Source organism: Streptomyces sp. NBC_00984, assembly GCF_045162475.1.
GTDB lineage: Bacteria > Actinomycetota > Actinomycetes > Streptomycetales > Streptomycetaceae > Streptomyces.
In genome coordinates this window covers 626,222-652,682 of record NZ_CP108734.1, presented here as the reverse complement: position 1 = coordinate 652,682, position 26,461 = coordinate 626,222, and the positions used below count along the sequence as shown (strand labels likewise).

At 68.5% G+C, this 26,461-nt stretch carries 19 protein-coding genes; 4 read left to right on the top strand and 15 right to left on the bottom strand.

The genetic code is table 11. The features are described from left to right. Positions 1 to 2,529, bottom strand: coding sequence for a Pls/PosA family non-ribosomal peptide synthetase (locus OG520_RS02740; protein ID WP_406012024.1), 2,529 nt, complete (start codon positions 2,527 to 2,529; stop codon positions 1 to 3). 255 nt (positions 2,530 to 2,784) lie between these two features. Here OG520_RS02740 and OG520_RS02735 point away from each other — a divergent pair, with 255 nt between their 5' ends. Further along, positions 2,785 to 2,952 (top strand): hypothetical protein, encoded by a 168-nt coding sequence (locus OG520_RS02735; RefSeq protein WP_399330998.1) that lies wholly within the window; start codon positions 2,785 to 2,787, stop codon positions 2,950 to 2,952. Positions 2,953 to 3,556: 604 nt separating this feature from the next. Here OG520_RS02735 and OG520_RS02730 read toward each other — a convergent pair. Continuing rightward, positions 3,557 to 4,204, bottom strand: coding sequence for a ScbR family autoregulator-binding transcription factor (locus OG520_RS02730; RefSeq protein WP_406012023.1), 648 nt, complete (start codon positions 4,202 to 4,204; stop codon positions 3,557 to 3,559). A gap of 572 nt (positions 4,205 to 4,776) precedes the next feature. Here OG520_RS02730 and OG520_RS02725 point away from each other — a divergent pair. Continuing rightward, positions 4,777 to 5,463, top strand: a complete 687-nt coding sequence (locus tag OG520_RS02725) for an HAD family hydrolase (protein ID WP_406016407.1) — start codon at positions 4,777 to 4,779, stop codon at positions 5,461 to 5,463. A 301-nt stretch (positions 5,464 to 5,764) separates the two neighbouring features. On the opposite strand, the gene OG520_RS02720 is transcribed toward OG520_RS02725, so the two are convergent. Further along, a complete protein-coding gene (locus OG520_RS02720) occupies positions 5,765 to 6,280 on the bottom strand; it encodes a DUF6630 family protein (RefSeq protein WP_406012022.1) in 516 nt (171 codons plus the stop codon). 354 nt (positions 6,281 to 6,634) lie between these two features. Next, a complete protein-coding gene (locus OG520_RS02715; protein WP_406012021.1) occupies positions 6,635 to 8,797 on the bottom strand; it encodes an alpha-N-acetylglucosaminidase in 2,163 nt (720 codons plus the stop codon). Between the two features lie 327 nt (positions 8,798 to 9,124). Between OG520_RS02715 and lysA the strand changes: the two genes are divergently transcribed. Both lysA and OG520_RS02705 read left to right on the top strand, forming a co-directional pair. Then, on the top strand, positions 9,125 to 10,477 hold the full coding sequence (gene lysA, locus OG520_RS02710; protein WP_406012020.1) for a diaminopimelate decarboxylase: 1,353 nt from the start codon (positions 9,125 to 9,127) through the stop codon (positions 10,475 to 10,477). A gap of 9 nt (positions 10,478 to 10,486) precedes the next feature. Next, complete coding sequence (locus OG520_RS02705) at positions 10,487 to 11,410, top strand: LysR family transcriptional regulator (protein ID WP_399331010.1); 924 nt, start codon at positions 10,487 to 10,489, stop codon at positions 11,408 to 11,410. A 42-nt stretch (positions 11,411 to 11,452) separates the two neighbouring features. Here the strand turns inward: OG520_RS02705 and OG520_RS02700 are convergent, their stop codons facing one another. From OG520_RS02700 to OG520_RS02650, 11 genes are all read right to left on the bottom strand, one after another. Continuing rightward, entirely contained in the window at positions 11,453 to 12,298 is an 846-nt protein-coding gene (locus tag OG520_RS02700; RefSeq protein WP_399331012.1) for a serine hydrolase, read from the bottom strand. Then, positions 12,295 to 13,914 carry an amidohydrolase family protein gene (locus OG520_RS02695; protein ID WP_399331014.1) on the bottom strand — a complete coding sequence of 540 codons (1,620 nt, stop codon included), beginning with the start codon at positions 13,912 to 13,914 and terminating at the stop codon, positions 12,295 to 12,297. The genes OG520_RS02700 and OG520_RS02695 overlap by 4 nt, the downstream gene beginning before the upstream one ends. Beyond that, complete coding sequence (locus tag OG520_RS02690) at positions 13,914 to 14,687, bottom strand: amino acid ABC transporter ATP-binding protein (RefSeq protein ID WP_266430867.1); 774 nt, start codon at positions 14,685 to 14,687, stop codon at positions 13,914 to 13,916. The genes OG520_RS02695 and OG520_RS02690 overlap by 1 nt, the downstream gene beginning before the upstream one ends. Next, a complete protein-coding gene (locus OG520_RS02685) occupies positions 14,684 to 15,658 on the bottom strand; it encodes an amino acid ABC transporter permease (RefSeq protein ID WP_406012019.1) in 975 nt (324 codons plus the stop codon). Before OG520_RS02685 ends, OG520_RS02690 begins: the two co-directional genes overlap by 4 nt. Before the next feature lie 8 nt (positions 15,659 to 15,666). Continuing rightward, positions 15,667 to 16,551, bottom strand: coding sequence for an ABC transporter substrate-binding protein (locus tag OG520_RS02680; protein ID WP_399331016.1), 885 nt, complete (start codon positions 16,549 to 16,551; stop codon positions 15,667 to 15,669). A 239-nt stretch (positions 16,552 to 16,790) separates the two neighbouring features. Further along, positions 16,791 to 17,405 (bottom strand): chitinase, encoded by a 615-nt coding sequence (locus OG520_RS02675; RefSeq protein ID WP_406012018.1) that lies wholly within the window; start codon positions 17,403 to 17,405, stop codon positions 16,791 to 16,793. A gap of 441 nt (positions 17,406 to 17,846) precedes the next feature. Then, entirely contained in the window at positions 17,847 to 21,290 is a 3,444-nt protein-coding gene (car, locus tag OG520_RS02670) for a carboxylic acid reductase (RefSeq protein WP_406012017.1), read from the bottom strand. A gap of 79 nt (positions 21,291 to 21,369) precedes the next feature. Next, positions 21,370 to 22,569, bottom strand: a complete 1,200-nt coding sequence (locus OG520_RS02665) for a cytochrome P450 (protein WP_399331022.1) — start codon at positions 22,567 to 22,569, stop codon at positions 21,370 to 21,372. Positions 22,570 to 22,693: 124 nt separating this feature from the next. Beyond that, positions 22,694 to 23,896 carry a cytochrome P450 gene (locus OG520_RS02660; RefSeq protein ID WP_406012016.1) on the bottom strand — a complete coding sequence of 401 codons (1,203 nt, stop codon included), beginning with the start codon at positions 23,894 to 23,896 and terminating at the stop codon, positions 22,694 to 22,696. A 153-nt stretch (positions 23,897 to 24,049) separates the two neighbouring features. Continuing rightward, positions 24,050 to 24,835, bottom strand: a complete 786-nt coding sequence (locus OG520_RS02655) for an SDR family oxidoreductase (RefSeq protein ID WP_399331026.1) — start codon at positions 24,833 to 24,835, stop codon at positions 24,050 to 24,052. Between the two features lie 254 nt (positions 24,836 to 25,089). Further along, positions 25,090 to 26,247 (bottom strand): acyltransferase family protein, encoded by a 1,158-nt coding sequence (locus OG520_RS02650; RefSeq protein ID WP_399331028.1) that lies wholly within the window; start codon positions 26,245 to 26,247, stop codon positions 25,090 to 25,092. Positions 26,248 to 26,461 lie beyond the last annotated feature (214 nt).

Genomic DNA, 26,461 nt, shown 5'->3' with positions numbered 1-26,461 from the left:
CTATCCCTTCCGCGCCAGCGCCTCGGGCTGACTGGGTGCGTCTCGCATCTCCGTGGCGGGGTTTCCTCCCCAGCGTGCGTGCGGGGGGACCTCTTCGCCTTTCATGAGGAAGGAGTCGGGTGCGAGCACCGCGCCGGTTCCCATCGTCACGCCGTAATGGACATGGGCTCCCACACCGAGGGTGCAGCCGGCGCCGAGGGTGCTGCGATCGGATTTGAAGGTGCCGTCCTCCTGCGAGTGGCACTGGATCTTGCTGCCCGCATTGAGCGTGCAGTCGTTCCCGATGGTGGCGAGCGTCCGCTCCGTCATATAGCAGCCGTCATCGAAGACCCTGCTGCCGATCCGAACCCCCAGCATCCGCCAGATCACGTTCTTGAAAGGGGTGCCGTTGAAGATGTTGAGGTAGGTGTCGGGCACCTTCCAGAGGCGCTCGTGCCACCAGAAGTACGGCTCGTAGATGGAGCACACCTGCGGTCGCAGCGCGCGGAATGCCGCGATGCCGCGCTCCACCAGTACGAAGTAGACAGCGGTGAACCCGAGGCTGAACACCAGGAACGCGGCGATCAGCACATGCCCGTAGGAGTCGTACAGCTCGGCATTGGCCAGGCCGAGCATCGTGAGCACGAAGAGGTGCAGCCACCGCACGAGCAGGAAGAGGACCATCGAGCGGATGTTGTAGTGGTTCTTCGCAGCGAGGCTGCGGCGCAACTCGTCGCCGGTGCGCAGGTGGTCGAACCGGGAATCGCGCTCGACCGACCGGGGAATCTCGAAGCACGGCGAGCCGAGCAGGCCCACCCCCTCGCGCAGCTCGCCTTCGAGCGGAACCATCACCTTCGTCGCGAGGAGACAGTTCTCGCCCGTCCTGGCTCCCGAGGGATAGGCGATGTTGTTCCCGAGGAAGTTGTATGACCCGATCGAGGCCCGGGACACCCGGAAGGACGTGCTCGAATAGTCGGCGTTGATGATGGAGAGCCCGTCGGCGACCATCGTCCCGCTCCCGACTGAGCACAGAAACGGGGTCTCGTGTTGCACTTCCGTGCCGAAGTTCGACCCGGTCTGCTCGACCCGGGACAAGTCGTATCCGATGCCGCGCAAGTAGTGCACGATGTAGGAGCTGTCACCGAACAGCCATGTGAAGAACTTGATGTTGGTCATGCGTCCGATCGCCCGGTGCACCGAGTAATGAAACCCGTACAGCGGATAGACCTTGTCCGGCTCGACGACCAGGTTCAGCAGGCGCGGAACGGTGAACATCACGGCCAGGCCCACGACGACGACGCCGAAGAACAGCAGCAGGGAGAGGACCAGCGCGTCGATGTAGAGATCCGGTGATGTGAAATCCACCGTGCCCGGCCCCAGCCGGTTGTGCAGCGCCGGGACCAGGGTCACCAGCATGTACGCGCCCCCGACAGCCAGTGGCACGAAGAGGAAGAACAACTGGAGCACGGTGACGAGACCGAAGCCGGCCCGGCGCAGCGTGCCGCAGGCGGCCGGCCCGATCCTCAGGTAGTCGTGCTCCGTGAGCTGTGCCGGGGACCCGTGCCAGCGCTGACCGTCCGGGACCGCCTGGCCGCTGTACAGCGTGGACGTGTGGCCGAGTTGAGCCCCGTCGCCCATCGACGTGTCGATGTCGAGCACGGTCTTCTCGCCGATGAACACATCCCGGCCGAGGGTGACCCGGCCGGTCTGGATACGGCCGGCGTGCGCCCGGTAGCAGAGGAAGAACGAGTCTTTGCGGATCACCGTGCCGGCGCCGACGCTGAGCAGGTCGGGGCAGACCGGAACGTTGCGGGAGAGGATCGTGACCCCTTTGCCGATCCGTGCGCCCAGCGCTCGCAGGTACAGCACGTACAAGGGATTGCCGACGAAGAAGATCATCGGGTTGGCGTGGATCAGCACCTTGACGGTCCAGAAGCGCAGATAGGTCAGACCCCAGACCGGGAAATCGCGTGATTTCCACCGGCCGATGAGGAGCCATTTGGCCGCGATGGGGAAGGTGCACAGACCGACGAAGCCGACGCCTCCGAAGACGAACGACCGCAGGTAGATATCGAACACACCCGACCCGGCGGAGACCCATGTATAGCCTCGGTCGGCAACAATTCCGACGAGGAAGGAGTACCCCAGGAAAAGCAGGAACTGCAGGGCCCCGCAGAGGGCGTACCGCACAGTGCCGGCCGGGGTCACCACCTCGGTCGGCGCCGGGACCGACGGCTCGACGGGCGCGGCATGCGCGAGCCCGGTCGCCAGGCTGCGGATCGTCGGATGCCGGTAGATGTCCTTCATCGACGCCGACGGAAGGTCCGCCCGCTTTCTGACTCGTGCACAGAAGTGGGCCATGACCAATGAGTTGGCGCCGAGGTCATCGAAGAAATGGCCGTCGATCGACACCCGTTCGACGCACATGACGTCAGCCAGCACATCGGCGAGGTTCTTCTCGATGCCGGTCTCCGGGCCGGTGTACTCGCGTATACCGATTGCGGATTCATCCGGCCCGGGTGTCAAGACGTCGAGGGGTTTCTCCTCCATGCGAGCTCCTTGAGGAACTTTCGAGTGTCGCCGCCATTGCGGTCGGCGCCCCGTACTCGCGCTTTTCGATGGCCGGAGCGAGCGGTCCGGAATTCACGAGGTCGGAATCTGTTGTCCGGATCCCGAACCGCTGCCTCAGTCTTAGCTGTCCACCGTCGGGCTGCCACTCGAACTCGGTCGCACTGGCGAGGCAGTAGCTCTCCCGGTTCACCCCTCGTCCACGATCCTGCCCGACGGGACGGCGATGAGCTGCGCATGCGTCTCGACGTACTGCATGCGAGTGGTGCGTATCTGATCCGGGCGGGGCTGCGCCGGGGCGCGGACGGTGACGACATCCGGGGAATCGCAGCTGTGAGGCGGCGGAGCGACATCCGCGCGCTTCTCGGTGGTGGCGCGGTGGCACGCGCGGCCGCAAGCATCTGATGTCACTCGATCAGTGCTGTGCGCCCGCGCGCCAGCGGAGTGATCGTGGTCATGCTCCGAGACCATTCACCCGCTGGTGTCATAGTGCGGCTGACGTATCGCGAAGCGATCGTGCACGGCGGCCTCGGTACACATCGCACACGCCGGTGTCTTCGTGCTCGGCAGCCTCGGAGCGTGGCGGACACGGTAATCGCCTGGTCATCACGGCCCCCGGGCAGTGGGCGAAGCACCCTCTGTTCGGCCTGGGGTTCGGCATTGCGCCGGATGGCCGAGCGCCGGATGGCCGACTCTTCCGAAACGAGGCCGGCGGCCATGCCGGTACCGCTGCTTTCGGCAGAACGTGGGCGCGAGCGCGCGAGGATGCCCTCGGCCTCGGCGAGCACGCCGTCATGTCGGGCGAGCGGCGTAGGACCTTCACGGTGTGGCGGGACAGATCACTGCCGTCAAGCACTCGTCTCAGTGGCAGGACGCGCGGCTGAGCACCGCCGTGCTCAGTAAACCCGGGCCTCAACCAGGTCACCTGTGAGATGCGCGCGTCGGGCGCCCCGCGGTTCCTCCCCTCCGCGGTTCCTGCCCTCGCAGGCACTCCCGGATGTGCCGTGCCCTACGCCGAATCGCGGGGCGTCGGCCCGTGGTGCGCCCGTGCCCGCGCCACCAGGGCCGCGGGCTCGGGGCGTGCCTGCAACGCCTTGAGGATCAGCAGCCACCACCGGTGCAGCCGGTCGGAGAGGTCCTCATGCTCCGCCATCTCCTCGGTGAGGTCGTACAGCCCGAAGAACGCGCACACCAAGGTCGTGGCGGTGCCCGACGGCTCGACCTCGTCGGCCAGTTCGCCCTCGGCGCGCGCCTCGGCCAGAAGGCGCGTGACGGCAGCCGTCCAGACGGCGAAGGGCGTGGGTATGGCGACGTCGATGGTGCGGCGCTCAGCCCACAGACGCGCGCCGGCCCGGGCCATGACGTCGTCGCGCAGTGCCTTGGCGATATCGAAGCTGAGGGCGACCAGCTTCTCCAGCGGCGGGATCCCGGGGGCGGCATAGCGGTCGGCCAACAACGGCCAGGCTGCGAACTGTTCGCGCACGACCGCCAGGGCGAGTTTCTCCTTGCTGGAGTAGTGAAAGTAGACGGCTCCGCTGGTGCGCCCCGAAAGGTCGCTGATCTCATTGATGCTTGTCCGTGCGTACCCTTGTTCGATGAAAAGGTGTGCTGCGGCTTCCAGTAGAGACCTTCGGGTCGCGCGTGCCCTTTCCTGCATGTGTGTTCCGCCTTCGTTCGTCAGTGCCCATTTTTTTGATCCGGAAAAGTCGTGCGCCGTGGCGCACTGACGGCGCTCCGTGCCGTTAATGCGTGGAGATTATTATTGTTCTTGGGCTGTGCGTGGGTCCGGCCAATGGTAGAAATTCACGCTTCGCCGGTGCTGCCGAGCGCGGTCACCGGTCTCCAGGGTTCGGCGTCGGCCGCCAAGTCTCCTTGTGTCCAACGGAGTTGGGGGGTGAAGGGTTCTCCTTCACTCGTCGCCGGTTATCGCGCGCGCTTCGCGAGTACTTGGTAATGAGCGTGCAGTCAAACACTCGAAATGATGATTGCGCCCTCTCGACTGGGAAATTAACGTAGTCATCACGATGTTTCTGGGGTCATCCGGAGAAGACCGGACGATGTCCATCGCTGGAGGACCCGGAAGCGAAGCATCGGCCTTCACGCGTGGTCGAGCGGGGCTTGTTCGACAGCGCACCTTCTGCGGCCGAGCGGGCCTCTCCGCAGTCCCCCTGCTTCTTACTGCGAGCACTGACGACGCGGGGCGGCGCGCTCTTCGAGAACGGCAGGCAAATGACACCTTGTCGCATCTTCACCTGGTCCCCGGCTGCCATCGTCTTCGACTGCGATGGAACCCTGATGGATACCGAACGACACTGGCAGGACGCGCGCAGCCGGGTCTTCGGAGAGTTCGGGCTGAAGCCCCGCCCTGGCTTCGCCGAGCGAGCGAAGGGCGTGCACTACACCGAGTGCGGCACGCTCATGGGCAGAGAGACCGGGAAGCCGGAACTCGCCGACGACATGACGCATGCGCTCCTGAGACACTTCATGGCGCTCGTTGCCGAAGACCCCGTGACCATGCCGGGTGCGGCGGCACTGGTCCGCCTTGCCGCCCGCCATCTCCCGCTCGCGGTCGCCAGCAACTGCCCGTTGGACGTGGTTGAGTCCAGCCTCGCCCGGGTCGGCCTGCTCGGCTACTTCGCCCATGTCGTCGTCGCGGGGGACGGACTGCTGCCGAAACCCCATCCCGACGTCTATGCCACCGCGGTCCGCCTGTGCAGCGTGCAGCCGGAGGATGCGCTGGCCGTGGAGGACTCGGTCACCGGCGTCGAGTCGGCCCGGAGAGCAGGCATGCGCGTGCTCGGCGTGGGACCTCGACCGGCCGAAGAGGGGGCTGACCAGGCCGATCTGTGGCTGCGCACTCTGGCTGATCCGGAACTCCAGGCATGGGCCCATACCTGGGCGGACGGGACCGCCTGACGGACCTGCACGACTGGGACGGACTGGCAGACCAGCACCGGGAGTTCGCCCTCCGCTGTGACCTCGTCCTCCTCGGCGCGGCGGGCGCGTACGTCCGTGGCTTCCCGTACGGGAGACTCACCGGCCGGGAGCCACTGGAATGCGCCCGTAGCGGGGGCGTATGCCTGCACCACGCAGGGCTCCACCGGCCTTGTCCCTCAGGAAATTCTGCGGGCATCGGACCATGCCCGATAGGGGAGTGCGTAGTCCGTACTGGCCCGGAGCGCCGTCCTTTCATCCCCTACGGGTTACGGCACCGCCTTCAGTCGCCCAGACCCCGAGCGGTGAACCCTGCACGGCCGGCGAGTGCCGTCAACTCCTCGGCCTGCGCCCCGCGCAGACACACCACCGGGTAGCAGTCCGATTCGATGTCGAGGACGGCGAGCGCCGCGCCGACATCGCGATAGTGTCGACCGCAGGCCGCCAGGAACTCGGCGGTCGGCAGGGACATCTCGTCGGCGTCGAACAGCACCCAGGGGTCCACGGACGGCCGGGAGACGAGCGTCTTCAACTGGGCCCGGATCTCCTGCGGATCCTCCTTCCAGTCGAATTCCGCGAGCAGTCGGTGGTCGTAGAGCGCATCCACGAGCGCTATCCATGCGAGGTCCGCGATGGGCTCGTCGATGCCGCGATCCGCCAGCCGGTCCGCGTGCGTCCGCACATAGCTCTCGGGATCGTCGTGGGCGTGCAACACCTGCTCGACCACATCTGGATGGGCCGGGGCGAGAAGCGATGCCGTGGCTTCCATCGACATTCGGACAGCGTCGGTGCCGGACATGGTGTGTGCTCCTTGGACAGTGGTGCGGTCGAGGTCGTCGCCGAGACGAGGGTGCCCTCTCCGGCGTTCACGAAGAAGCCTGGCACAGGGGTATGACAACGCACGCCGCGCCGGGCCGCTCCGGCAGGACGCGCGCCCGCGGCGCACGAGCCTCAGGCCCGGTGCGGCCCCTGGGCAGGAACTTGCCCCTGTCGTTGCGCTCCCGGCCCCTCAGGGGCCGGGACCATCGGATCCGTGGCGCAGCGGTTCGTACTTCGCCCGGAGCCCGAGCCGGTTGACGTACAGCGCATCGGCGCGCATGCCCTCCGGCGGGGCCTCGACCGCCGTCGAGCATCAACGGTCTGTCCGTTCGTGTCAGGCAGGGCGGGCTTCCGGTACCGGCAGCAATGCCCGTACGGTTTCGGCCAGCGCCACCGGGTCGCCCGTGGGCTCCACCGGATAGCTCTTGTGCTCCAGGTTCCAGGCGTTGTCCCGTTCGAACCAGTCGATGGCGGCCGGCGGCTGCCCGGTGGCCAGGGCCGTGTCGAGGGAGTCGAGGTAGAGCGTCCACCGCTCGGCGTAGAAGTCGCGGATCAGTCCCGACCATTCGCGGTTCGCGTAGTCGCGCAGCCCACCGGACTCGCTGCCGGAGCGATGACCCCAGGTGGTGAGGATCGAACGGGCGTCGAACTCGGCGGCGGACCGCTCGGCATCGGTGCTGCCCCAGGACCTGGCGTCCTTCAGCCAGGGCCCCAGCATGAACCGCCGGTCGGTGGCCAGCAGTCGGTCCAGCAGGGCGAGGGCCCGCTTCCACTCCGCGGCCCGCTGCCGGAAGAGGGCGAGAGCCTTCTCCTCGTACGCGGCCTTGATCTGCGGCAGCAGCGTACGGCTGCGGTTGGCCAGGGCCTGCCGGGCCACGTCCACCACATCGAAGCGGTACGCATCCGACGTCCGCAGCTCGGGGGCGACTTGGAGCAGCTCCGCCAGTGCCTTCCGCACCGTCGACGCGTCGTACCGCATGGCGGACGGGCTCCAACTGGCCGACGTACCGACGGTCAGCCCGGGGCGTGCGGTGAAGAGGCTGTCCTGGGATTCGCTCCAGGTGCCGGACGAGGTGCTGTACGGGCCGGTGCGCAGGAGTTCCCAGGCCCTGGCCGCATGCGGGTCGGCGCCGCCGTAGCGTCGCTCGGCGTAGGCGGCGAACCAGGCGGAGTGGTCCAACGGTCCTGTGCGCCAGGCCAGTTCGGTGAAGAGCTCGTACGCGGCCGGGTTGCCGCCAGTGCCTTCCGGGAGATAGGCGATGCCCCGGAGCGCGCTGTCCGGCTTCGTGCGCCACTCGTCGAACCGGGCAGTCCAGACAGCGGTGTTGGCGCCGATCGTGGTGTGGCCGCCGAAGTTGGGGATGGTCCCGAAGGCGTAGGGCGCGCCATGCCATGCGGCCTCGCGGTCCAGGCCGTTGTAGCGGTCGGCCAGGCCGTCGACGATGAACAGCCTGCTCTTGTCCACTGCATCGATGAGCTGCGTGGACGGGTTGCTCTGCCAGCCGAGCAGGACCCAGGTCGAGCCAGGATGCGCGCTCTGCAGGGCGTCCATGACGGCCTTGGCGGCGTCCTCGACCGGCACGTCTCCCGGAGTGCCGCCCTCGTGCAGCAGATCCATCTTGTACATGGCCGAGTCACCGAACAGCTCGTGCTGACGGCGGTAGAACACCTCCGCCACCTTCGGGAACAGTTCGCTGCGCGGATCCAGCCAGTCCGGGCGTTCGAAGCCGACCCAGTCGCCCTGCGGGACCACGGGGCCGGCGGGGTTCCTGTCGGTGAACCCGGGCGGCACCGTGCCGTAGTAGCCGGGCAGGACCGGCGTCATGCCGAGCCGGCGCAGCCGATCGGCGATCTTTCGGCCGAGCGCGGCACGCCGGTCCAGCATCTTCTCACTGACCGGGCCGCCGAATCCGGACATGTTCTGCATCAGCCACCACGGTTGGTGCGCGGGGCCCGGAATCCAGGAAGTGAGCTCCCTCTTCGTGTACCCGAACTCCTGGAAGGTGTCGTAGTACACGGCATCCACGCCCATCTGCACGAACACCTCGTTGACGCCGTGCAGCGCGAGGACATCGATCTGCTTCTCGTACGAGGCCCAGTCCCGGTACGCCCCCGAATAGCCGTCGTCCGTGTCGTTGAGGGCGAACCGGTGCGGCACCGAGGCGTCCCGGCGCACCGTGCCGAGGGGCGCCGGGAGCCTCTTCGGAAGCTTCGAGGTGCTGTCACCGGGCCAGCCGATGTCCACCCGGGCCGTGTACTTGAGGTAGTGGTTGACGCCGCTGAGCAGCACGGCGGGGCTGGTGCCCCGGATGCGGACCCGGCCCGTCGTGCCGGAGACGGTGAAGTAGTCGCCGGATGCGGGGCGGCCCGCAGGCACGAGGTCGAACTGCCCGGCGTGGTGCGGGAGCAGGCGCCGCAGCGCCGTCTCGGCCGGCCCGGAGTCGAAGACGGGCCTGTCGCGGGAGACGGCTGCCACGTCACCGGCAGGGGGGCTCATTGCCGTGACCGGGCTCGGCACAGTGACCAGTACGGCGAGAGCGGACGAGCAGACAACGATCCAGGATCTGAGGCTTCTCAAGGGTGACCTCGTCCGACGAAGGGATACGGGGCTTGCCCGGAACATGGTGCGGCATCGCGCCCTCCACGGGAACCGGCGGAGCCGACGCGGATGCGCACCGACTCCCTCGTGGCGGTACCGGTGTACCGGCGCCGGTGTACGGCGCGAGCGTCGAAAACCATGAGGCTCAGCCATAGAAGAATGCGCTTTTATGACCCCCTGTGCAGGCCGCAGGATGGCTGCGAGCCGGCTTCCGGGGAGGAACGCATGACGTCAGCCATCGAATCGGGCCTGCTGCCCGGCACATCCGAAATACGTCAGGAAGGGCTGGCCGTCGGTGGCGTCCTGCTCACCGAACTGGCACGGCGTTTCGGAACACCCCTGTTCGTGTACGACGAGGAGCATCTGCGCCGGCGCTGCCAGGACGCGGTCGCCGCCTTCGGCCGGGACAACGTCGCCTACGCCTCCAAGGCGTTCCTGTGCACGGCCATGGCCCGGCTGGCCCACGAGGAGGGGCTGTTGCTCGATGTCGCCTCCGGCGGCGAGCTGCGGGTCGCGCTGCACGCCGGGGTGCCCGCCGATCGGATCGTCCTGCACGGCAACAACAAGGACGAGACGGAGCTGCGCACGGCCATGTCCGCCCGGGTGCGGCACCTGGTGGTCGACAGCTTCGACGAGATGGACCGCATCGAGCGCCTGCACGCCGAGGAACACCTGCCCCCCGCCCGGATCCAGCTGCGGGTGGCGCCCGGAGTGGCCGCCGGCGCGCACGAGGCGATCCGGACCGGCGGCAATGACTCGAAGTTCGGCTTCGGCCTCGCCGGCGGAACCGCGGCGGCCGCCGTGCGCCGGGCCGCCGGTTCCCCCGCGATGATCCTGGAAGGCGTCCACGCGCATGTGGGCTCGCAGGTGCTGGACACGGCAGAGCTCGCGGCCGGCGCCGCGGCCGTTGCCCGGTTCGCCGCCGACACACGGATGCACCGGCTCACGGTCGGCGGCGGCCTCGGTGTCGCGTACGAGGCGGGACAGACCGCACCGTCGTTCGCCGAATGGGCGGCCCGGGTACGGACCGCGGTACGCGACGCGGGCTGGGGCTCCTCGGTCACCGTGGAGCCCGGCCGTTCCATCGCCGCCCGTGCCGGGCTGACCCTCTACCGGGTGGGCACGATCAAGCGGATCGAGGGCGTGCGGACGTACGTCGGCGTGGACGGCGGGATGAGTGACAACCTGCGCCCCGCCCTGTACGGCAGCCGCTACGAGGTGTTCCTGCCGCGCAGCCCGCGCGCCGCCCGGCCCATGCGGGCGCGGCTGGTCGGCAAGCACTGCGAGAGCGGTGACGTGATCGTCGACGACGCCGCCCTGCCCGCCGACGTCGCGGTGGACGACCTCCTGGCCACGCCGGTCACCGGCGCCTACGGATACGCCATGGCCTCCAACTACAACAAGCTGCCACGCCCCGCCGTCGTCTTCGTACGCGACGGCCGCGCCCGTACCGTGGTGCGCCGGGAGACCGAGGAGGACCTGCTGCGCCTCGACGTGGACGAGCCCGCCGGGTTCCCGGAGCCGACGGAGAAGGTACGGTCCGGCGCCGGAGCGGCGCAGCGCGTCGGCACGGCCTAACCTGACCCGATGCTGAACAGTGCCCGACTGCTCGTCCTGCTGGAGATAGCCCGTACCGGCACCATCGTGGCCGCGGCCCAGGCGCTCCATCTGAGCCCCTCCGCGATCTCGCATCAGCTCGCCCGGCTGGAGCAGGAGCTCGGAGTGGCGTTGGTGGAACGTCAGCCGCAGAGCCTGCGGCTGACCGCGGCCGGGGTGCGACTGGCCGAGCACGCGCAGGCGGTCGCCGACCTGATGGCCGTCGCACAGGACGACCTGCGGGCGCACTCCGGGGGCGAGGCCGGTGTCCTGCGGCTGGGCTTCTTCGCGTCCTCGGGCCTGGAGCTGCTGCCCCGGGCCCTGTCGGGGTTCGCGGCGAACCGGCCCCAGGTCGAGCTGGAACTGATCCTCGGGCAGCCGCACGAGCTGGTGCCCGACCTGGAGGCGGGCCGGCTCGACGCCGCGGTCGTCTTCGAGCATCCGCTGGACCCCTGGTGCCGACAGGCGACCGTGGACGTGGAGATGTTCTTCGACGAGCCGCAGCTGGTGGTCCTGCCCCTGCGGCACCGCCTCGGGCGGCACGCCACGGTCCGGCTCGCCGCCCTGGAGGGGGAGAGCTGGATCGGTACGCACGGCGGCCACACCGGCGAACCGGTTCTGGAACGTGCGTGCGCGGCCGAGGGCTTCCGCCCCCGGGTCCGCTGCCGCAGCGACCACTACCAGGTCACGATCAACCTGGCTCGCGCGGGCATGGGCATCGCACTCGTCCCGGCCCTCGGACTCGGCGACACCACCGGCGTGCATGTCTGCCGACTGGACCACCCCCGACTGCACCGGCGCATCGGGGTCGCCACCCGGTCCACCAACCGCAACCCGCTGCTGCAGATCTTCCTCGCGGAACTGCGGTCGGCCGCCGAGGAGATCAGGTCGCTCCTGGAGGTGCAGTGGGCGTGACCGGCGCACCGGTCACGCCCCTTCGGGGCCGGTGCCCGTGTCTCAATCGGCGATCCGGCGCCCGGCACAGGCCGCGAGGGTCCGCCCCACGTCCCGAATGGCGTGCACGGCGGCCCGCTCGGTGCTCGGTCCCAGTGCCGTGTCCCAGTGCGCCACCACCGCGTACGCCAGCCGACGCCTGCCGATGAGGACACCGGCATCGGCACGGACCCCGGTGTCGGTGCCGGTCTTGTTGGCCACCAGAAGCCCGTCGCGCAGCCGCTCGGGAAAGCCCGGCTCGTACGGGTCGTGGTCGACCAGTGCGGGGACCAGACCGTGGTCGGTGTTGGCACGCATCCAGCGCAGCAGCCGGGCGGAGGCCGCCGGGCCGCTCATGGTGCCGCGCACCGCGTGTGTCACCAGCCGCGCCAGGTCCCGTGCGGTGCCGGTGGCGAAGACGGGCGGCACATCCGGGCCCCGGACGTCGCGGACCTTGTCGTGCAGCGTGAGGTGATCGAGCCCCAGCTCCTGTGCGAGCCGGGCCGTGGACTCGCGCCCCACCAGGCGCAACAACGCGTTGGTCGCGGTGTTGTCGCTCACCGAGGCGGTCAGCCAGGCCAGGTCCTCGACGGTCCAGCCGCGCCCGCTCAGTCGGCGCAGCAGACCGGTTCCCTCCGCCAGGTCCTCGTCGAGGACCTCCACGACACGGTCGGCGGGCAGTTCCCCGGTGTCCAGCCGGTGCGCGACCTCAGCGAGCAGCAGCAACTTAGAGGCGGACGCCACCGGCAGCACGGTGCGTTCGTTCACCCCCACCGTGGCGCCGCCGTCGATGTCGACGGCGGCGACGGCCAGGGTGAGCGGCAGCGCGGCCGAGCGCCGTGCCGCCGCGGCCACTTGGGCCAGACTCATCGGATTCTCACCACTTCTCCCGCCCGCGCCGAGGTCGGGCGGCCGTCTCTTGCCGCGATCCGCCCCGACACCACGACAGTATCGATGCCCTCGGGTGCCAGCAGGGGGCGGTCGAAGTCGGCGGTGTCGCGCACCGACGCCGGGTCGAGTACGACCAGATCCGCGACGGCGCCGTCGCGGACCACGCCGCGGCCGGTGAGGCCGAACCGCCCGGCAGGCAGTCCGGTCATCTTGTGCACCGCACCCTCCAGCGGGAGCAGTTGCTCGTCGCGGCTGTATCGGCCGAGCACCCGGGCGAAACTCCCCGCCCAGCGCGGATGCGGCCGACCAGGTTTGGGGACGCCGTCCGAACCGATCATCGACAACGGGCTGGCGATGACGCGGCGGACGTCGTCCTCTCGCATGGAATGGCTGATGATGGTCACTTCGCCCTGCTCGGCCAGCAGGAGATCGCACGCCTGGTCGACCGGATGGACGCCGCGCTCGGCCGCGAGGTCGGCGATGCTGCGCCCCTCGGCCTCGGGGTGCGTCTGCGCGGCGGCCACCGAGATGAGGTCCCAGCCGCCGTTTCCCACGGTGTTCTCCCACCCCTCGACGCCCCGGGCGATGTCCGTCCTGATCCGGTCGCGCGTCTCGGGGCGGCGCAGCCGTTCCAGCAGGGCACCGACGCCGCCCTCACTCGCCCACGGGGGCAGCATGGCGTGCAGGACGGTGCTTCCCGCCGTGTACGGATAGACGTCGCACAGCACGTCCACGCCTTCGGCGCGGGCCCGTTCCAGCCGGGGCAGGGTGCGCAGTGTGGCGCCCCAGGCGTGCCGGCCCGCGGTCTTGTGGTGGGAGATCTGCAGCGGGGCGCCGGAGCGTACCGCGATCTCCAGGGCCTCCTCCAGGGCGGACTCCACCTGTGACATCTCGTCGCGCAGATGAGTGACGTAGGGCTTGCCGTGCCGGGCGGCGACCCCGGCCAGCGCGACGATCTCCTCGGTGTCGGCATAGGTGCCGGGAGGGTAGATCAGCCCGGTGGACAGACCGGCCGCCCCCTGGGCCAGCGCCCGGTCCAGCAGCGCGCACATGGCATCCAGCTCGTCGGGCCGGGGCGGCCGGGCCTCGAAGCCCATCACTCCGGCGCGCAGCGTGCCGTGCCCGACCAGCGAGGCGATGTGGGTGTGGCGCAGAGCGGGGTCCTGTCCGGCGGCGAACGCGTCGAAGTCCACGGCGGGCCGCACCGGTCCGAGCCCGAACGTCACCCTGAGATGCTCGGCGAGCTCCGGCAGCCGCCCGGGGAGCGAGGGGAACAGACTGGTCCCGCAGTTGCCGCAGATCTCCGTGGTGACGCCCTGGAGCAGCGGAGCGAGGCGGAGGACGTCGATCGGCTCCGTGGCACCGCCGGCTCCGCGGGGCGCCGCGAGGGCGTCGGAGTGCGTGTGCACGTCGATGAAGCCGGGTGCGACGACCCGCCCGGTCACGTCCAGGGTCTCGACGGCCGGGACAGGGGCGCCGACGGGGAGCACGGCGATCCGCCCGTCCACCACCGCGATGTCCGCTTCCCGGGCGGGTGCGCCGGTTCCGTCCACGAGCGTGCCGCCGCGCAGCAGCAGATCGAGGGGGCGGCCCATCACAGCACCGTCGACAGGAAGGCCCGCGTGCGGTCGTGCCGCGGGTCGGTGAACAACAGGTCGGGGCTCCCGGCCTCGACGACGGCACCCCGGTCCATGAACAGGACCCGGTCGGCGACCTCGCGGGCGAAGCCCATCTCGTGGGTGACCACGACCATCGTCATACCGCTGCGGGCCAGGTCGCGCATGACGCCGAGCACCTCGCCGACGAGTTCGGGGTCGAGGGCGGAGGTGGGTTCGTCGAAGAGCATGAGGGCGGGTTCCATGGCCAGTGCGCGGGCGATCGCCACGCGCTGCTGCTGCCCGCCGGACAGCTGCCCCGGGTAGTGGTCCGCCCGGTCCGCGAGACCGACGTCGGCCAGCAGCTTGCGGGCCTGCTTCTCGGCCTGCGCACGCGGCCGTCCCTTGACGGCGACCGGCCCCTCCATCACGTTCTGCACCGCTGTGCGGTGCGGGAACAGGTGGAACCGCTGGAACACCATGCCGATCCGTTCACGTTGGCGCCGCACGTCCCGGGCGCGCCGCTCGCGCAGCACCCGGCCGGACGGGCCGTGCTGTTCGTAGCCGACCAGCTCACCGTCCATCCACACCCGCCCCGCGTCGATCCGCTCAAGGTGGTTGAAGCAGCGCAGCAGCGTGGACTTCCCGGACCCTGAGGGGCCGATGACACAGAGCACCTCACCGCTGCGTACGTCGAGGTCGATGCCCTTCAGCACCTCGGTGTCACCGAATCGTTTGCGAACCCCGCGGGCCCTGAGGATCACGTCGTTCATGCCGCTGCTCCCTTCTTGGCGCGTCCGGGCAGGAGATTGGCCAGGATCCTGCTCCGCAGCACGGGAGCGGTACCGGGGCTGTAGCGTCGCTCGACGGCGTGCTGCCCGATGCTGGCGATCGTGGTGAGCACGAGGTACCAGATCGAGGCCACCAGGAGCAGCGCGACCACTTCGAAGTTGGCGAGATAGAGGTGCTGGGAGACGGTCATCAGATCGGCGCCGGCAATGACCGAGACCAGCGAGGTCGTCTTGAGCATGGAGATGAACTGGTTTCCGAACGGCGGGATGATGACTCGCATCGCCTGCGGGAGGATGATCCGGGACAGGATCTGGCGGTTCGACATCCCGATGGAGGCTCCTGCCTCGCGCTGGCCGGGATCCACGCTCTGAATGCCGGCCCGCACGATCTCGGCCATGTAGGCGCCCTCGTTGATGGAGAGACCGAGGAGCGCGGCCACGAATCCGGTGATCACCTGGTTGGACTGCCAGCTGATGAGTTTGGGGCCGTCGAACGGGATTCCGATGCTGATCACGGGGAACAGCAGGGCCAGGTTGAACCAGAAAATGAGCTGGACCAGCAGCGGGGTGCCCCGGAAGAACCAGGTGTAGGCACCGGCGGTGAGACGCAGGACGGGGCTGTCGGACAGCTGCATCACCGCGATGACGACCCCGATGGCGATTCCGAGAGCCATCGAGACGAGGGTGAGCTGAATGGTCACCCCGAGGCCCTTGAGGATCACGCCGTCGAACTGGTACTTGGCGACGATGTCCCAGTGCAGATTGGGATTGACGATGATGGTGTAGGCGAGCCACACCGCGAACAGGGTGGCGGTGAGGACCGCGAGCCAGCGCCCGGGACGCGGGCGTCCGGTCACCTGGAGGGAGAGGTAGTCCTCCTGCGGCGTCCCGTCGGCGGGGGTGGCATCCGGCGCCCGGCCGAGGGAGGCGCCGGATATTTTCTGGTGGTTCATGACTGTTCTCACCGCCCGTCGTTGACGGTGGCCTCGGGCACGGCGCTGTCGCCGACTTCCCAGGTGTCGAGGATCTTCTTGTAGTCGCCGTTGTCGATGAGTTCCTGCAGGGCCTTGTGGACGGCGTCGCGCAGTCCACCCTGGCTCTTCGCGGACGCGATGCCCCAGGGGGCGGTGCCATACTGCTCCGGCAGGACCTCGTACGCGCTGCTCTTCTTGGTGAACATCTTGGCGACGGGATAGTCGACGATGGTCGCGACCGCGCGTCCGCTGTCCAGTTGCAGCAGCCCGGTCGGTGCGTCCTCGCTCTGCGAGATCCGCATCTTCTCCCGGCACTTGGCGTTCTGTTCCTCGCCGATGTGGAGGTTGGAGCTGCCCTTGGCGAGGACGACGGTCTTTCCGCAGAGGTCCGCGAGGGACTTGATGCCCTGCGGGTTGCCCTGCTTCGTCATGATGACGCCGCCGGTGCGGAAGTAGTCGACGAAGTCGACCGCCTGGCGTCGCTGCGCACTGTCGGTCATGGACGACATGACCAGGTCGAACCGTCCGGACTCCAGACCGGGGATCAGTCCGTCGAAGGCGGCATTGGTGAGTTCCAGCTTCAGCTTGAGCCGCGCGGCGAGGGCCTTGGCCAGATCGGGGTCGACACCGGTGAGCCGGGTGGTGCCGGGCTCGTACATCTCCATCGGCGGGTAGCCGACCGCGGTGGCCACCCGGAGCACACCCTTCTGCCGGTGCTGAGCGGGCAGCAGCTCGGCCGCGGTCCGGCCGGAGGTGGCCTGTGACGCGGCCCCGGACGGGGCGTCGCCCTGACCGGAGCGCCCACAGGCGGTGGCCGCGAGAGCCACCACGGCCAGGGCTGCCAGACAGCGCAGAGAACGGGGACGATTCATCGGATTCTCCCTCACGGGGTGGCGGTGCGCCGATGCTGGCAGCCGCGCCCCGGTGAATGGAAGATGATGAAGCTATTCATGCCTGACCATCGAAATCTGTACGGGTCCGAGTCCGACGGCTGAGCGAGGCCCGTCGATGGACGAGTTCGGGCCGCTCCCTTCGCCGTCGGAAGGTCGTCAACCGGGCGAATGCGGCCTGAGCTGCCATGTGCCGCGAGCCGGTTGCAGGGCCGACCGGATCAGCAGGAGATGTTGCCGCCGCCCACGTCGGTGCCGAGAACGCCGACGAAATTCTTGTACAGGTTGATCCGGTCGTCGCGCTCGTCCGGGTTCTGGCCGTTGCACTCCAGGGCGCCGTTGATGCTGCGGATCGTCTCGCCGAAGCCCTGGCCGTTGACCATCGCGTCGTGCGGGGGCATCGTCCCGGCGCCGCTCTGGGTGTCCCAGAACCACAGGCCGGTCTTCCACGAGACCGCGGCGTCCCGCTCCACCTGGTACGGGTCGTTCAGCAGGTCGATGTGCAGGGCGTCCCCGGCCGCCTTGTAGTTGAAGTTCCAGCTGGGCTGCAGCGGCCCGCGCCCGTAGTAGGCGCTTTGCCCGGCCGGGCAGCCGTACGGCTGCGAGGTGTCGCAGTAGTGGCTGTAGTTGGCGGTGTTCTGCTCGACGACGTACTTCAGGCCGCCGGTCTCGTGGCTGACGTTGGCAAGGAAGGCCGCCGCCTCCCGCTTGCGCGTCGCATCGTCGCCGGTAGTGGTGAAGCCCGGGTACGCGCTCAGTGCGCTGACCAGGCCATCGTAGGTGTAGAAGGGGTTCCGGTTCGGGAACATCTCGTTGAACTGCGCCTCGCTGACCACGAACGACCCGGCCCGCAGAGGCAGGCACTGCCGGAACGGCGACCGCCAGTCCGCTCGCGACTGCTGCGGCGCTCAGCACGGCCAGAACACGGGACCGGGTTCGGGACACGGGACGGGATACGGACATCTGTACTCCTTGGGTGGCGCGGACCGAGCCGCTTGAATCTCCGGGACTGCTGACTCGGGCATTCAGAGAATCGAGCACGAAGCAACGGCCGCAGCGTTGCACGAATTCGGCACAAATGAGCCTTAAGTGACGGGAAATCGCCCGTTGGAAGAACATCTCATGTGCGAGTTGACGGCCCGCCGGTCTTCGTCCCACCGCCCGGACGCCGCGGTGGAGCCGGTCCCTGCTTCGGCGACCGGCGCGCGCAATGCCGTCGCCCCCCATCGGCTACCGCCGCCGGCCTACTACGACCCTGCCCCGTCAGCAAACCGCCGCTAGAGCAGGCCGAGTTGCCGTAGGTCGGTGACGTACTTGCGGATGAGGCCGTCCGACAGGTGGGGAACGTCCGTGCCGGGGCCGACCTCAGCGGCCTGCACGGCGGCGCGGAACCGCTCGGCGGGGAGCGCCGGACCGGGGACGCCCTCCTCGGGTTGCGCCACGGCGTGCAGCAGGGGCAGCAGCGAGTGCCGACGCTGCTTCTCCGGCAGGGCACGGAGTGCGGCCGTGAAGCGGGCGAGCCATTCGCCATGGTCGTGGATCCGCTGGATCGGGTGGCCGGCCTCGGTGAGCCAGTCGACGAAGGTGTCCAGCGAGACCCCGTCGTCATGCGGGTTCAGTACGTTGAAGGTCCGGTAGCCCTCGGTGGCCCGCCCGCCCAGCGCGGTGACGGCCTTGGCGGTGAAGTCGACCGGCAGACCGTCGTAATGGGCGCGTGCGCCACCGGTCCGGTAGAACGAGCCCGGCGCGATGCCGGTGGCGATCAGGCTGAGCAGCAGGCGGGTGAACATGTCGGGAGCGTTCACCTGCCCGGGATACCTGCTGTGCGCGAGGACCATGTTCGGCCGGAAGGTGACGACCGGCAGGCCGCACAGGTCGTGTGCCTCCCGGAGCAGGACCTCGCCGGCCCACTTGCTGGTCGCGTAGCCGTTGGCGTAGCTCTGGTCGAGGTGCCGCACCGCGCTGGTGCTGCGGATGTCGGCGTCCTCGTCGAGGGCCGCCCGCGCAGCTCCGAGGTGCACGGCGACGGTGGAGACGTAGGTGACGGGCTTCATCCGTGTGGTGAGCGCCAACCGGATCAGTTCGGCCGTGCCGGCGACGTTGGGGCCGAACAACTGGCGGTAGGGCAGCACGTGGTTGACCAGGGCGGCCGGGTGGACGATCAGGTCCACGGAACCGGCCAGCCCGCGCCAGGTGTCCTCGTCCAGCCCGAGGTGCGGTTCGCCGATGTCCCCCGCGAGCACTTCCAGGACCCCATCGGCCAATTCCCGGTAGCGCCGGAGCAGTTCGCCGTCGCCGCTGTCGAAGGCTGCGTGCAAGCGCCGCGTCGCGGCGGCCGTGCTGCTGCCGCGGACGACACAGACCAGCTTGCCGCCCGAGGGCGCCAGGCGCTCCAGCCATTCCAGGCACAGGAACCGGCCGAGGTAGCCGTTGGCTCCGGTCAGCAGGACGGTTCGCACGGCACCTTCGGGGCGGGGCAGTGCCGGGGCGGCGGCGAGCGTGGCCGCGTCGAGGAACTTGTCCAGGGTGAGGTCACCGGCGCGGGCCGCGGTGCTGTGCTCGCCGTGCACGGAGGCGAACGTGGGACGCCGCGCCCCGGAACGCCGTTCCGCCGCGATGTACCCCGCCACCCGTGCCAAGTCATTGGCCGGGCTGATGATTACCCCGACCGGAACCTCGACGTGGAAGATCTCCTGCAGGATCCGAGAGAAGGACAGGGCGGACAGGGAATCCCCGCCCAGGTCGGTGAAGTGCGCCTCGGCGCTCAGGTCGGCGTGCGTGCCGCCCAGCAGTGCCTGAGCGGCCCGGCCGACCGTTTCCACCACGGGCCGGTCCGGACCGGCTTGCCGCAGTACGCGCAGCTGCTGCGCTTGGCTCTCGGCGAGTTCGGCGTAGAGCCGTTCCAGGGGCTCGCCGTAGCGTTCCTTGAGCCTGGGGCGCAGCAGTTTGTGACTGTCGGCGAGCAGGCCGTTCTCGGGGCTGAAGGGCTCGGTCTCGATCAGGAAGTCGCGCGGGATCTCGTACGAGTTGAGTCCGGCTTCCTTGGCGACGTGCTGGAGCGACGCGCTGAGCAGCGGCTTGAGCGAGTCGACGGCCCCGCCGCACCCGGCCGTTGCGTCCGGGGCGGGCACCACCACCGCGAGCAGGTGGGCGCGTTCGCTGTTGCCGTACACGTAGATCTGCCGGACGAGAGGACTGCCGAGAAAGACGGCCTCCAGGCGTGATACGGCCACGAACTCACCCTGGGACAGCTTCAGGGTGTCCTTGGTGCGGTCGACGTAGACCAGCCGGTCGGGTCCGATCTCGGCCATGACGTCGCCGGTCCGGTAGTAGCCGTCCTCGTCGAAGATCTCGGCCGTGAGCTCGGGGCGCTTGTAGTACCCGGGGACGAGGGTTTCGGACTTCAGCAGCAGTTCGCCGCGCGGATACGGCGAATCGGTGCGGTGGTAGCCCAGTTCCGGGACGTCCGCCAGCTTGTAGTCGATCACCGGCGGACGCTGGACCACCGTGTCCAGCAGCACCCCGCCGGCTTCGGTGGAGCCGTAACCGGTGTACAGATGGAGGCCGAGGCAGGACTCGACGAAGACCGTCAGCTCGGCCGACAACGGGGCGGTGCCGACGAACGCCTTGGCGACGCGTCCGCCCAGGAAGTTCTCCCGCAGGTCCGTCTTGACCGCCGTCTCGATGTCACCCGGTTCGCCGGTCCGCCGGTCCAGTTCGCTCCGGAACTGCTGGAACAGCATGTCGCAGACGCGGGGAACCATGGTCAGTTCCGTGGGGCGGACCAGGGCGATGTCCTCGAAGAGGGTGGACAAGTCGCTCTTGGCGGTGAAGTATCCGACACCGCCGCGGACCAGCGAGCCCATCAGCGCGTAGCGGCCGGCGAGGTGGCTCTGCGGCATGTAGAGGACGCTGACGGCGGGCACGTCATCGGTCCCGTAGCTGAATCCGTACCACGCGGTGCCGACCAGCCGTTGCGTGTACATGGCCCCCTTGGGCGCCCCGGTGCTGCCGGAGGTGTAGATGAGCAGGGCCAGCGGATCGTCGCCCGGGGCGGCGGTGAACAGCGGAGGGGACGGCAGGTCGGACCCGCGGTCGATCAGCTCCGCCAACGAGTCGACGACCACCGGGCTGCCGGCCTCGGCCAGGCGCCGCCGGGCGGACGCCAGGACGTCGTTCCGGTGGGCGTCCTCGGGGTGGTGGCCGAACACGATCAGGCGCCGGATCGAAGGTGCCCCGAGAACAGCTGCGACGGCGGTGTCCAGGTGCTCGGCGCTCGCGGCGAGCACGCGCGGCTCGGCCTCCGCGATGATCGGCCCGAGTTGGGCCGGCGGCGCGCTGTACTGCAGCGGCACGGCCACGACGCCCGTGTGCAGGCACGCAAGGTCGAGTGTGGCGTAGTCGATGCCGGCGAAGCCCAGGGTGCACAGTCGCTCGCCCGCGCTCAACGGGTACTCGGGGTCGTGGTACCAGCGGCCGGCGAGCGCACGGACGCGCGCCCACAGCTCGCGGTAGCTGAGGGTGTCGAACCGCGGGAGCAGGCGCGCCGTCGACGGGTCCTTGGCGCGTTCGCCGAGAGCCGGCCGGTCCCCGTGGCCCTCCATGACGGTCGCCATGACCTCGGCGAGTTGCTTGCCCGGCTCGACGGCCGCCAGGGCCTGGGCAAGTCCCGTGCCCGGATCGGGCACCGGCACGGTGCCCGCCTCCCGTGGTTCGGCCATGGTCAGCCCTCCTGATGGCGTCCTGGTGATGTCGGCGAGTGGTGCAGGGGCGGGGTGCCGCTGGTGTCCTAAGGCCACATCACCAGCTGACCGGAAGTGCGGCCACCCCGCGGATGAGGCGCTCGGTCCGCCAGGACAACCGGTCGGCCGGAACGGCGAGTCGGAGACCGGGCAGGCGGTCGATCAGGGTTTCGAGCACGACGCGCAACTCCGTCCTGGCCAACTGCGCGCCCAGGCAGTGGTGCACACCGTGCCCGAAGGTGACGTGCGGGACGGTCCCGCGATGGAAGTCGATTTCGTCGGGGTGGTCGAAGACCTCGGGATCCCGGTTGGCCAGGCCCAACTCGGCCACCACCGCGTCGCCGGTGCGGATGAGCTGCCCACTGAGCTCCAGGTCCTCGGTGGCGATCCGGGTGAAGCCGGCGGTCGCGCTGATCGGGATGAACCGGGAGAGTTCCTCGACCGCATCGGGGATGAGCGCCGGATCGGCGGCGAGTTCCCGCCAGAGGCCGGGATGGGTCAGCAGCGTGTAGACGAAGTTGCCGATCTGGTTGGCGGTGGCCTCCTGACCGGCGGAGAGCAGGCTGACCCCGAGGCTGACCAGGTCCTCCTCGCGGAGCCTGTCCTCCTCGTCCCGTACGGCGACCAGTTCACCGAGCAGGTCGTCGGTGGGGTCGGCGCGGCGCAGTGCGATCAGACCGGTGAGGTAGTCGCCGAGGTGTCCGCGGGCCTGCGCGGCCCGGTCCGGGTCGGAGAGCATCAGCAGGCCGTCCACCCAGACGGTGAACCGGTCGCGGTCGGCCGTGGGCACGCCGAGCAGTTCGCAGATCACCGTGATCGGCAGCGGCCAGGTCAGGGCCTGCGTCAGGTCGGCCGGCGGCCCGCCGGCGACCATGGTGTCCAGCAGGCCGTGCACGATCTCCTGGATGCGCGGGCGCAGCGTCTCCACGCGGCGCACGGTGAACGCGTTCGCCACCCGGCGCCGCAGCCTGCTGTGCTCCGGCGGGTCCATGCTCAGCATGGAGGTGCGCGGCAGACCGACCGCGACCGTCCGGGGCACGTCGTCGCCCACGGCGGCGGCACGGCTGAACCGGGCATCGGCCAGCACCGTCTTGACGTCCGCGTGCCGCGTGACCAGCCAGGCGTCGCCCCCGAAGGGCAGAGTGACGCGCAGCACCGGCTGTTCGCCGCAGATCTCGACCAGTCTCGGGTCCACGTCGAGCCGGTCGGGCGCCGGACCGAACGGGTAGGCCCGCACCCCGTCCCCTGCTTCGGTCATCGCGTCAGTCCTTCCGGTACGGGCAAGCGGTTGGTTACTGATCCGGCAGAAATATGTGCATCACAGGACTGCGAGTTCGTCTGCCTGCGGGCCTCATCCGGCACCGAGCACCTGATTGCCTCCGTCACCAGCTGACCGGCAGTGCTGCCACCCCGCGGATGAGGCGGTCGGTCCGCCAGGGCACCTGGTCGGCAGGGACTGCCAGACGCAGATCGGGCAGACGGCGGGCCAGGGTTTCGACCACGATGCGCAACACCATCCTGGCCAGCTGCGCGCCGAGGCAGAAGTGCACGCCGTACCCGAAGGTGAGGTGCGGGTTGCTCGGCCGGTGGAAGTCGATCTCCTCAGGGTGGGCGAACACCTCGGGATCCCGGTTGGCCACGGCGTACTCGACGGCCACGGCGTCGCCGACGCGAACGGTTCGCCCACTCAGTTCCACGTCCTCAAGGGCGACACGGGTGAAGCCGGCCGAAGCGCTGCTCGGGATGATCCGGGAGAGTTCCTCGACCGCACCGGGTACCAGACCGGGATCGGCGACGAGCTCCCGCCAGTGATCGGGATGGGTCAGCAGCGTGTAGACGAAGTTGCCGAGCTGGCTCGCGGTGGCCTCGTAGCCTGCGGACAGCAGGCTGGACGCAAGGCTCACCAAGTCTTCGTCGCCGGGACCGTCCTTCTCGTCCGACGCGGCGACGAGAGCGCCGAGCAGGTCGTCGCTGGGGTCGGTGCGGCGGAATGCGATCAGGTCGGTGAGGTAGTTGTCGAGGTGTTCGCGGGCCCGCGTGGCCTGGTCCGGGTCGGAGAGGATCAACAAACTGTCCACCCAGACGGTGAACTGGTCGCGGTCGGCCGTGGGCACGCCGAGCAGTTCGCTCATCATCGTGATCGGCAGCGGCCAGGTCAGCGCCTTGGTCAGGTCAGCGGGCGGTCCCGCGGCGATCACGGTGTCGAGCAGGCCGTTCACAATCTGCTGGGCGCGCGGGCGCAGCGCTTGAACACGTCGCGGAGTGAAGGCCTCGGCCACCGGGCGCCGCAGCCGGCTGTGCTCCGGCGGGTCCATGCTCAGCATGGTGGTACTGGGCAACGCGGCAGCGACCGCGCGGGGCACCTCCTCGCCCGCGGCGGCGGCACGGCTGAACCGGGGATCGCCCAGTACCGTCTTGACGTCCGCGTGCCGCGTGGCCAGCCAGGCGTCACCGTCGCCGCCGTAGGGCAGGTTCACGCGCAGCACCGGCTGCTCGCGGCACATCTCGGCCAGCCGCGGGTCGACGTCGAGCCGGTCGGCCGGACCGAATGTATAGGCCCGCGCGCTGTCCCCTGCTTCGGTCATCGCGTCAGTCCTTCCAGTACGGGCGAGCGGTTACCTGACGAATAACTTGGTTGCCGACCAATTTGGCTGCCGATCCAACAGAAGTTCGTGATCTTGCCGGTGGGCAGGCGTGAGAAGGACCGGCGTGGCCCACCGTGCGTCACAGGTCACAGGTCACAGGGCTGCGCTCTGCCCGCCATCAATGGAGAGAGTGCTGCCGGTGATCCACGCGGCGCGTGGGGAGACCAGAAAACCAACCGCCTCGGCGATGTCATGTGATTGACCGATCCGCCCGAGCGGAATATCGCCGACCCACGTTTCCGAATCCAACTCCGTGCTGTCGCCGAGATGCGCACTCATCTTTTCGAGTGCTTCGTCCGCCCCCGGTGTCTCCACCCTTCCCGGAGAGACGGCTACGACACGGATACCTTGCGGCGCCAACTGGACCGCAAGCCCCTTGCCGTACACCGCGAGTGCGGACTTGGCGGCGGCATAGTGCAGGAGCAGCGGATGGGAAGAAAGGGTGGCAATGGACGAGAGATGCACAATCACCCCACCTCCGCTCGCGATCATGGACGGCACAAGTGCGGAATTGAGTCGGACAGCGGCGAGGAAGTTTATATCCATCGTGTACTGCCAGTCTTCCTCAATGTCCAGCGCATTCGGAAAGGTGCGAACCCCTCCCGCATTGTTGACGATGATGTCCACGCCACCGAGAATTTGCAGCGCGGCGTCCGCGAACTCGCGCACACCGTCGGGCGTGCTGAGGTCGGCGCTCACGAAATTGGCTTCGGAGGGGGCGTCCGCGGTCGGATTACGGGCAGCGGTGACAACCGTGGCGCCGGCATCGAGCAAGCGCTGCGCGATCGCGGCGCCGATACCGCGACTGCCGCCGGTGACCACGGCTCGCTTGCCCTGCAACTCATCGGAAATCCGTTCGGTAAGGCGGCTCTGGTTCACTCCGGACTCCACTTCCTGCCTTGTCCTCGACAACAACGTCCGCGACGCGGATCGGCAACGGAAACCGACTCTCTCGTTGCGGCTCGCAACGAGAGTTTCTCTCCAGTCGACAGTGTCGGCACAGAACCACTATTGGCGATCCCGTTGACACGGTCAAGCTGATTATTTCGATCCACTGAATCGCATAAATAGATCCAGCGGAGTGACGTCTTTTGGAGCGAAAGATATCGGTCACGATGATGGGGTTGATGGTGTCAGGTCGAAGGGGAGAGCGGTTCAAGCCCCTTTCGTCTGCCGGCTGGACGACTGAAGCGTCGTACCGCGGGACGTTCGACCAGCATGTAGAGGGCCGCCGCGAGGGAGATGCTGATCACGACGGTGAGCAGAATATTGATCAGTCTCGTCGACAGGGATGCGGTCACTTCGCCCGTGGCGTGCAGGGCGTCGACCGGGCCGTACTGGACGACGAGGTAGTGCACCATGTAGAGGGCGTACGAGATCTCACCCAGCCAGACCATGATTCGGCCACTGAAAGGTGTTCGCGCACCGCGTATGTCGGCGCTGGCGCTCGCTGCGATCGCGAAGGCGACGGCAAGCGCGGTCGGCCCGGCGCGTAGGTGGAACACGCCGGGCAGGTAGGACTGGACCACCACACAGGTGATCGTCAGGAGAAATGCGGGCGTCATGCCGAGGCGGATCCATTTCCCGGTGATGACGATGCGTGCCATCAGGATGCCGAGGACGAATTCGAGCATCCTCGGGAGGGGGAAGAGGTAGGCGAACCAGCTCTGCCACTCCGAAGATGTCGGATCCCACGAAGTGAAGGGCTGCGCCGGCAGCAGTTGGGAAATAAAGGGGACGGCGGTACTGGCCGTGACGACAACTGCCACCCACAGCCACAACCGTGAGGGGCGGATACTGCCGATGAGACGGATCAGCCAAGGGAATGCGAGGTAGAACGCCATCTCACAGCCGAGGCTCCAGCTCACCGCGTTGCTACCGGTAAACCCGCCATGGGGTTCCAGGTAAGGAATCCAGGGCTCGATCAGAAACAGCGCCGGAAACGTATTGATCGCTACGATCTGCACACCGGCGGCGACCATCAGGATCCTGGCGGCCACAAAGGTCACCAAATGGTTCGGATACAACTTCACCAGACGTCGACGCCAGAACAGCCTCGCGGTATCGTCCGGATCGGCAACCCAGGTGAGAATGAATCCGCTGAGCACAAAGAAGAAAGCCACCCCGACCGGCCCGAGAGTCGTGATCACCCGATACGGCGGGTCAGGATGGAATGTTCCTACGATTTGACTGTCCAGATGGGAGATCAGCACGGCGAATGCCGCGACGAACCGCATACCGGTCAATGATGGCAATCGGTTCGGACGAGCGGACGGTTCCAGTGTCTGCATACCCGTCTTCCTTCAGTTTTTGGGTCATGAGCTCGTTTATGGACCCTCAACCGGCAACAGAGTGATCATTGGCGCCAGCATGGAACCGTTGAGGACTACTTTTGGTGATCCCGCTGGTGTGGTCAAACTGATAATTTCGATCCACTGAATCGCATAATTCGATCCAGAAGGCTGGACATCTCGATCGGCAAGGTCGATGATTGTGCGCTGTCGA

Coding starts and splice junctions, on each gene's coding strand:
- OG520_RS02715 (WP_406012021.1), bottom strand. CDS start 8,797: ATGAGCCCCCCTGCCGGTGACGTGGCAGCCGTCTCCCGCGACAGGCCC.
- OG520_RS02720 (WP_406012022.1), bottom strand. CDS start 6,280: ATGTCCGGCACCGACGCTGTCCGAATGTCGATGGAAGCCACGGCATCG.
- lysA (WP_406012020.1), top strand. CDS start 9,125: ATGACGTCAGCCATCGAATCGGGCCTGCTGCCCGGCACATCCGAAATA.
- car (WP_406012017.1), bottom strand. CDS start 21,290: ATGGCCGAACCACGGGAGGCGGGCACCGTGCCGGTGCCCGATCCGGGC.
- OG520_RS02660 (WP_406012016.1), bottom strand. CDS start 23,896: ATGACCGAAGCAGGGGACAGCGCGCGGGCCTATACATTCGGTCCGGCC.
- OG520_RS02685 (WP_406012019.1), bottom strand. CDS start 15,658: ATGAACCACCAGAAAATATCCGGCGCCTCCCTCGGCCGGGCGCCGGAT.
- OG520_RS02700 (WP_399331012.1), bottom strand. CDS start 12,298: ATGAGTCTGGCCCAAGTGGCCGCGGCGGCACGGCGCTCGGCCGCGCTG.
- OG520_RS02705 (WP_399331010.1), top strand. CDS start 10,487: ATGCTGAACAGTGCCCGACTGCTCGTCCTGCTGGAGATAGCCCGTACC.
- OG520_RS02730 (WP_406012023.1), bottom strand. CDS start 4,204: ATGCAGGAAAGGGCACGCGCGACCCGAAGGTCTCTACTGGAAGCCGCA.
- OG520_RS02680 (WP_399331016.1), bottom strand. CDS start 16,551: ATGAATCGTCCCCGTTCTCTGCGCTGTCTGGCAGCCCTGGCCGTGGTG.
- OG520_RS02725 (WP_406016407.1), top strand. CDS start 4,777: ATGACACCTTGTCGCATCTTCACCTGGTCCCCGGCTGCCATCGTCTTC.
- OG520_RS02695 (WP_399331014.1), bottom strand. CDS start 13,914: ATGGGCCGCCCCCTCGATCTGCTGCTGCGCGGCGGCACGCTCGTGGAC.
- OG520_RS02650 (WP_399331028.1), bottom strand. CDS start 26,247: ATGCAGACACTGGAACCGTCCGCTCGTCCGAACCGATTGCCATCATTG.
- OG520_RS02735 (WP_399330998.1), top strand. CDS start 2,785: ATGCGTCTCGACGTACTGCATGCGAGTGGTGCGTATCTGATCCGGGCG.
- OG520_RS02740 (WP_406012024.1), bottom strand. CDS start 2,529: ATGGAGGAGAAACCCCTCGACGTCTTGACACCCGGGCCGGATGAATCC.
- OG520_RS02690 (WP_266430867.1), bottom strand. CDS start 14,687: ATGAACGACGTGATCCTCAGGGCCCGCGGGGTTCGCAAACGATTCGGT.
- OG520_RS02665 (WP_399331022.1), bottom strand. CDS start 22,569: ATGACCGAAGCAGGGGACGGGGTGCGGGCCTACCCGTTCGGTCCGGCG.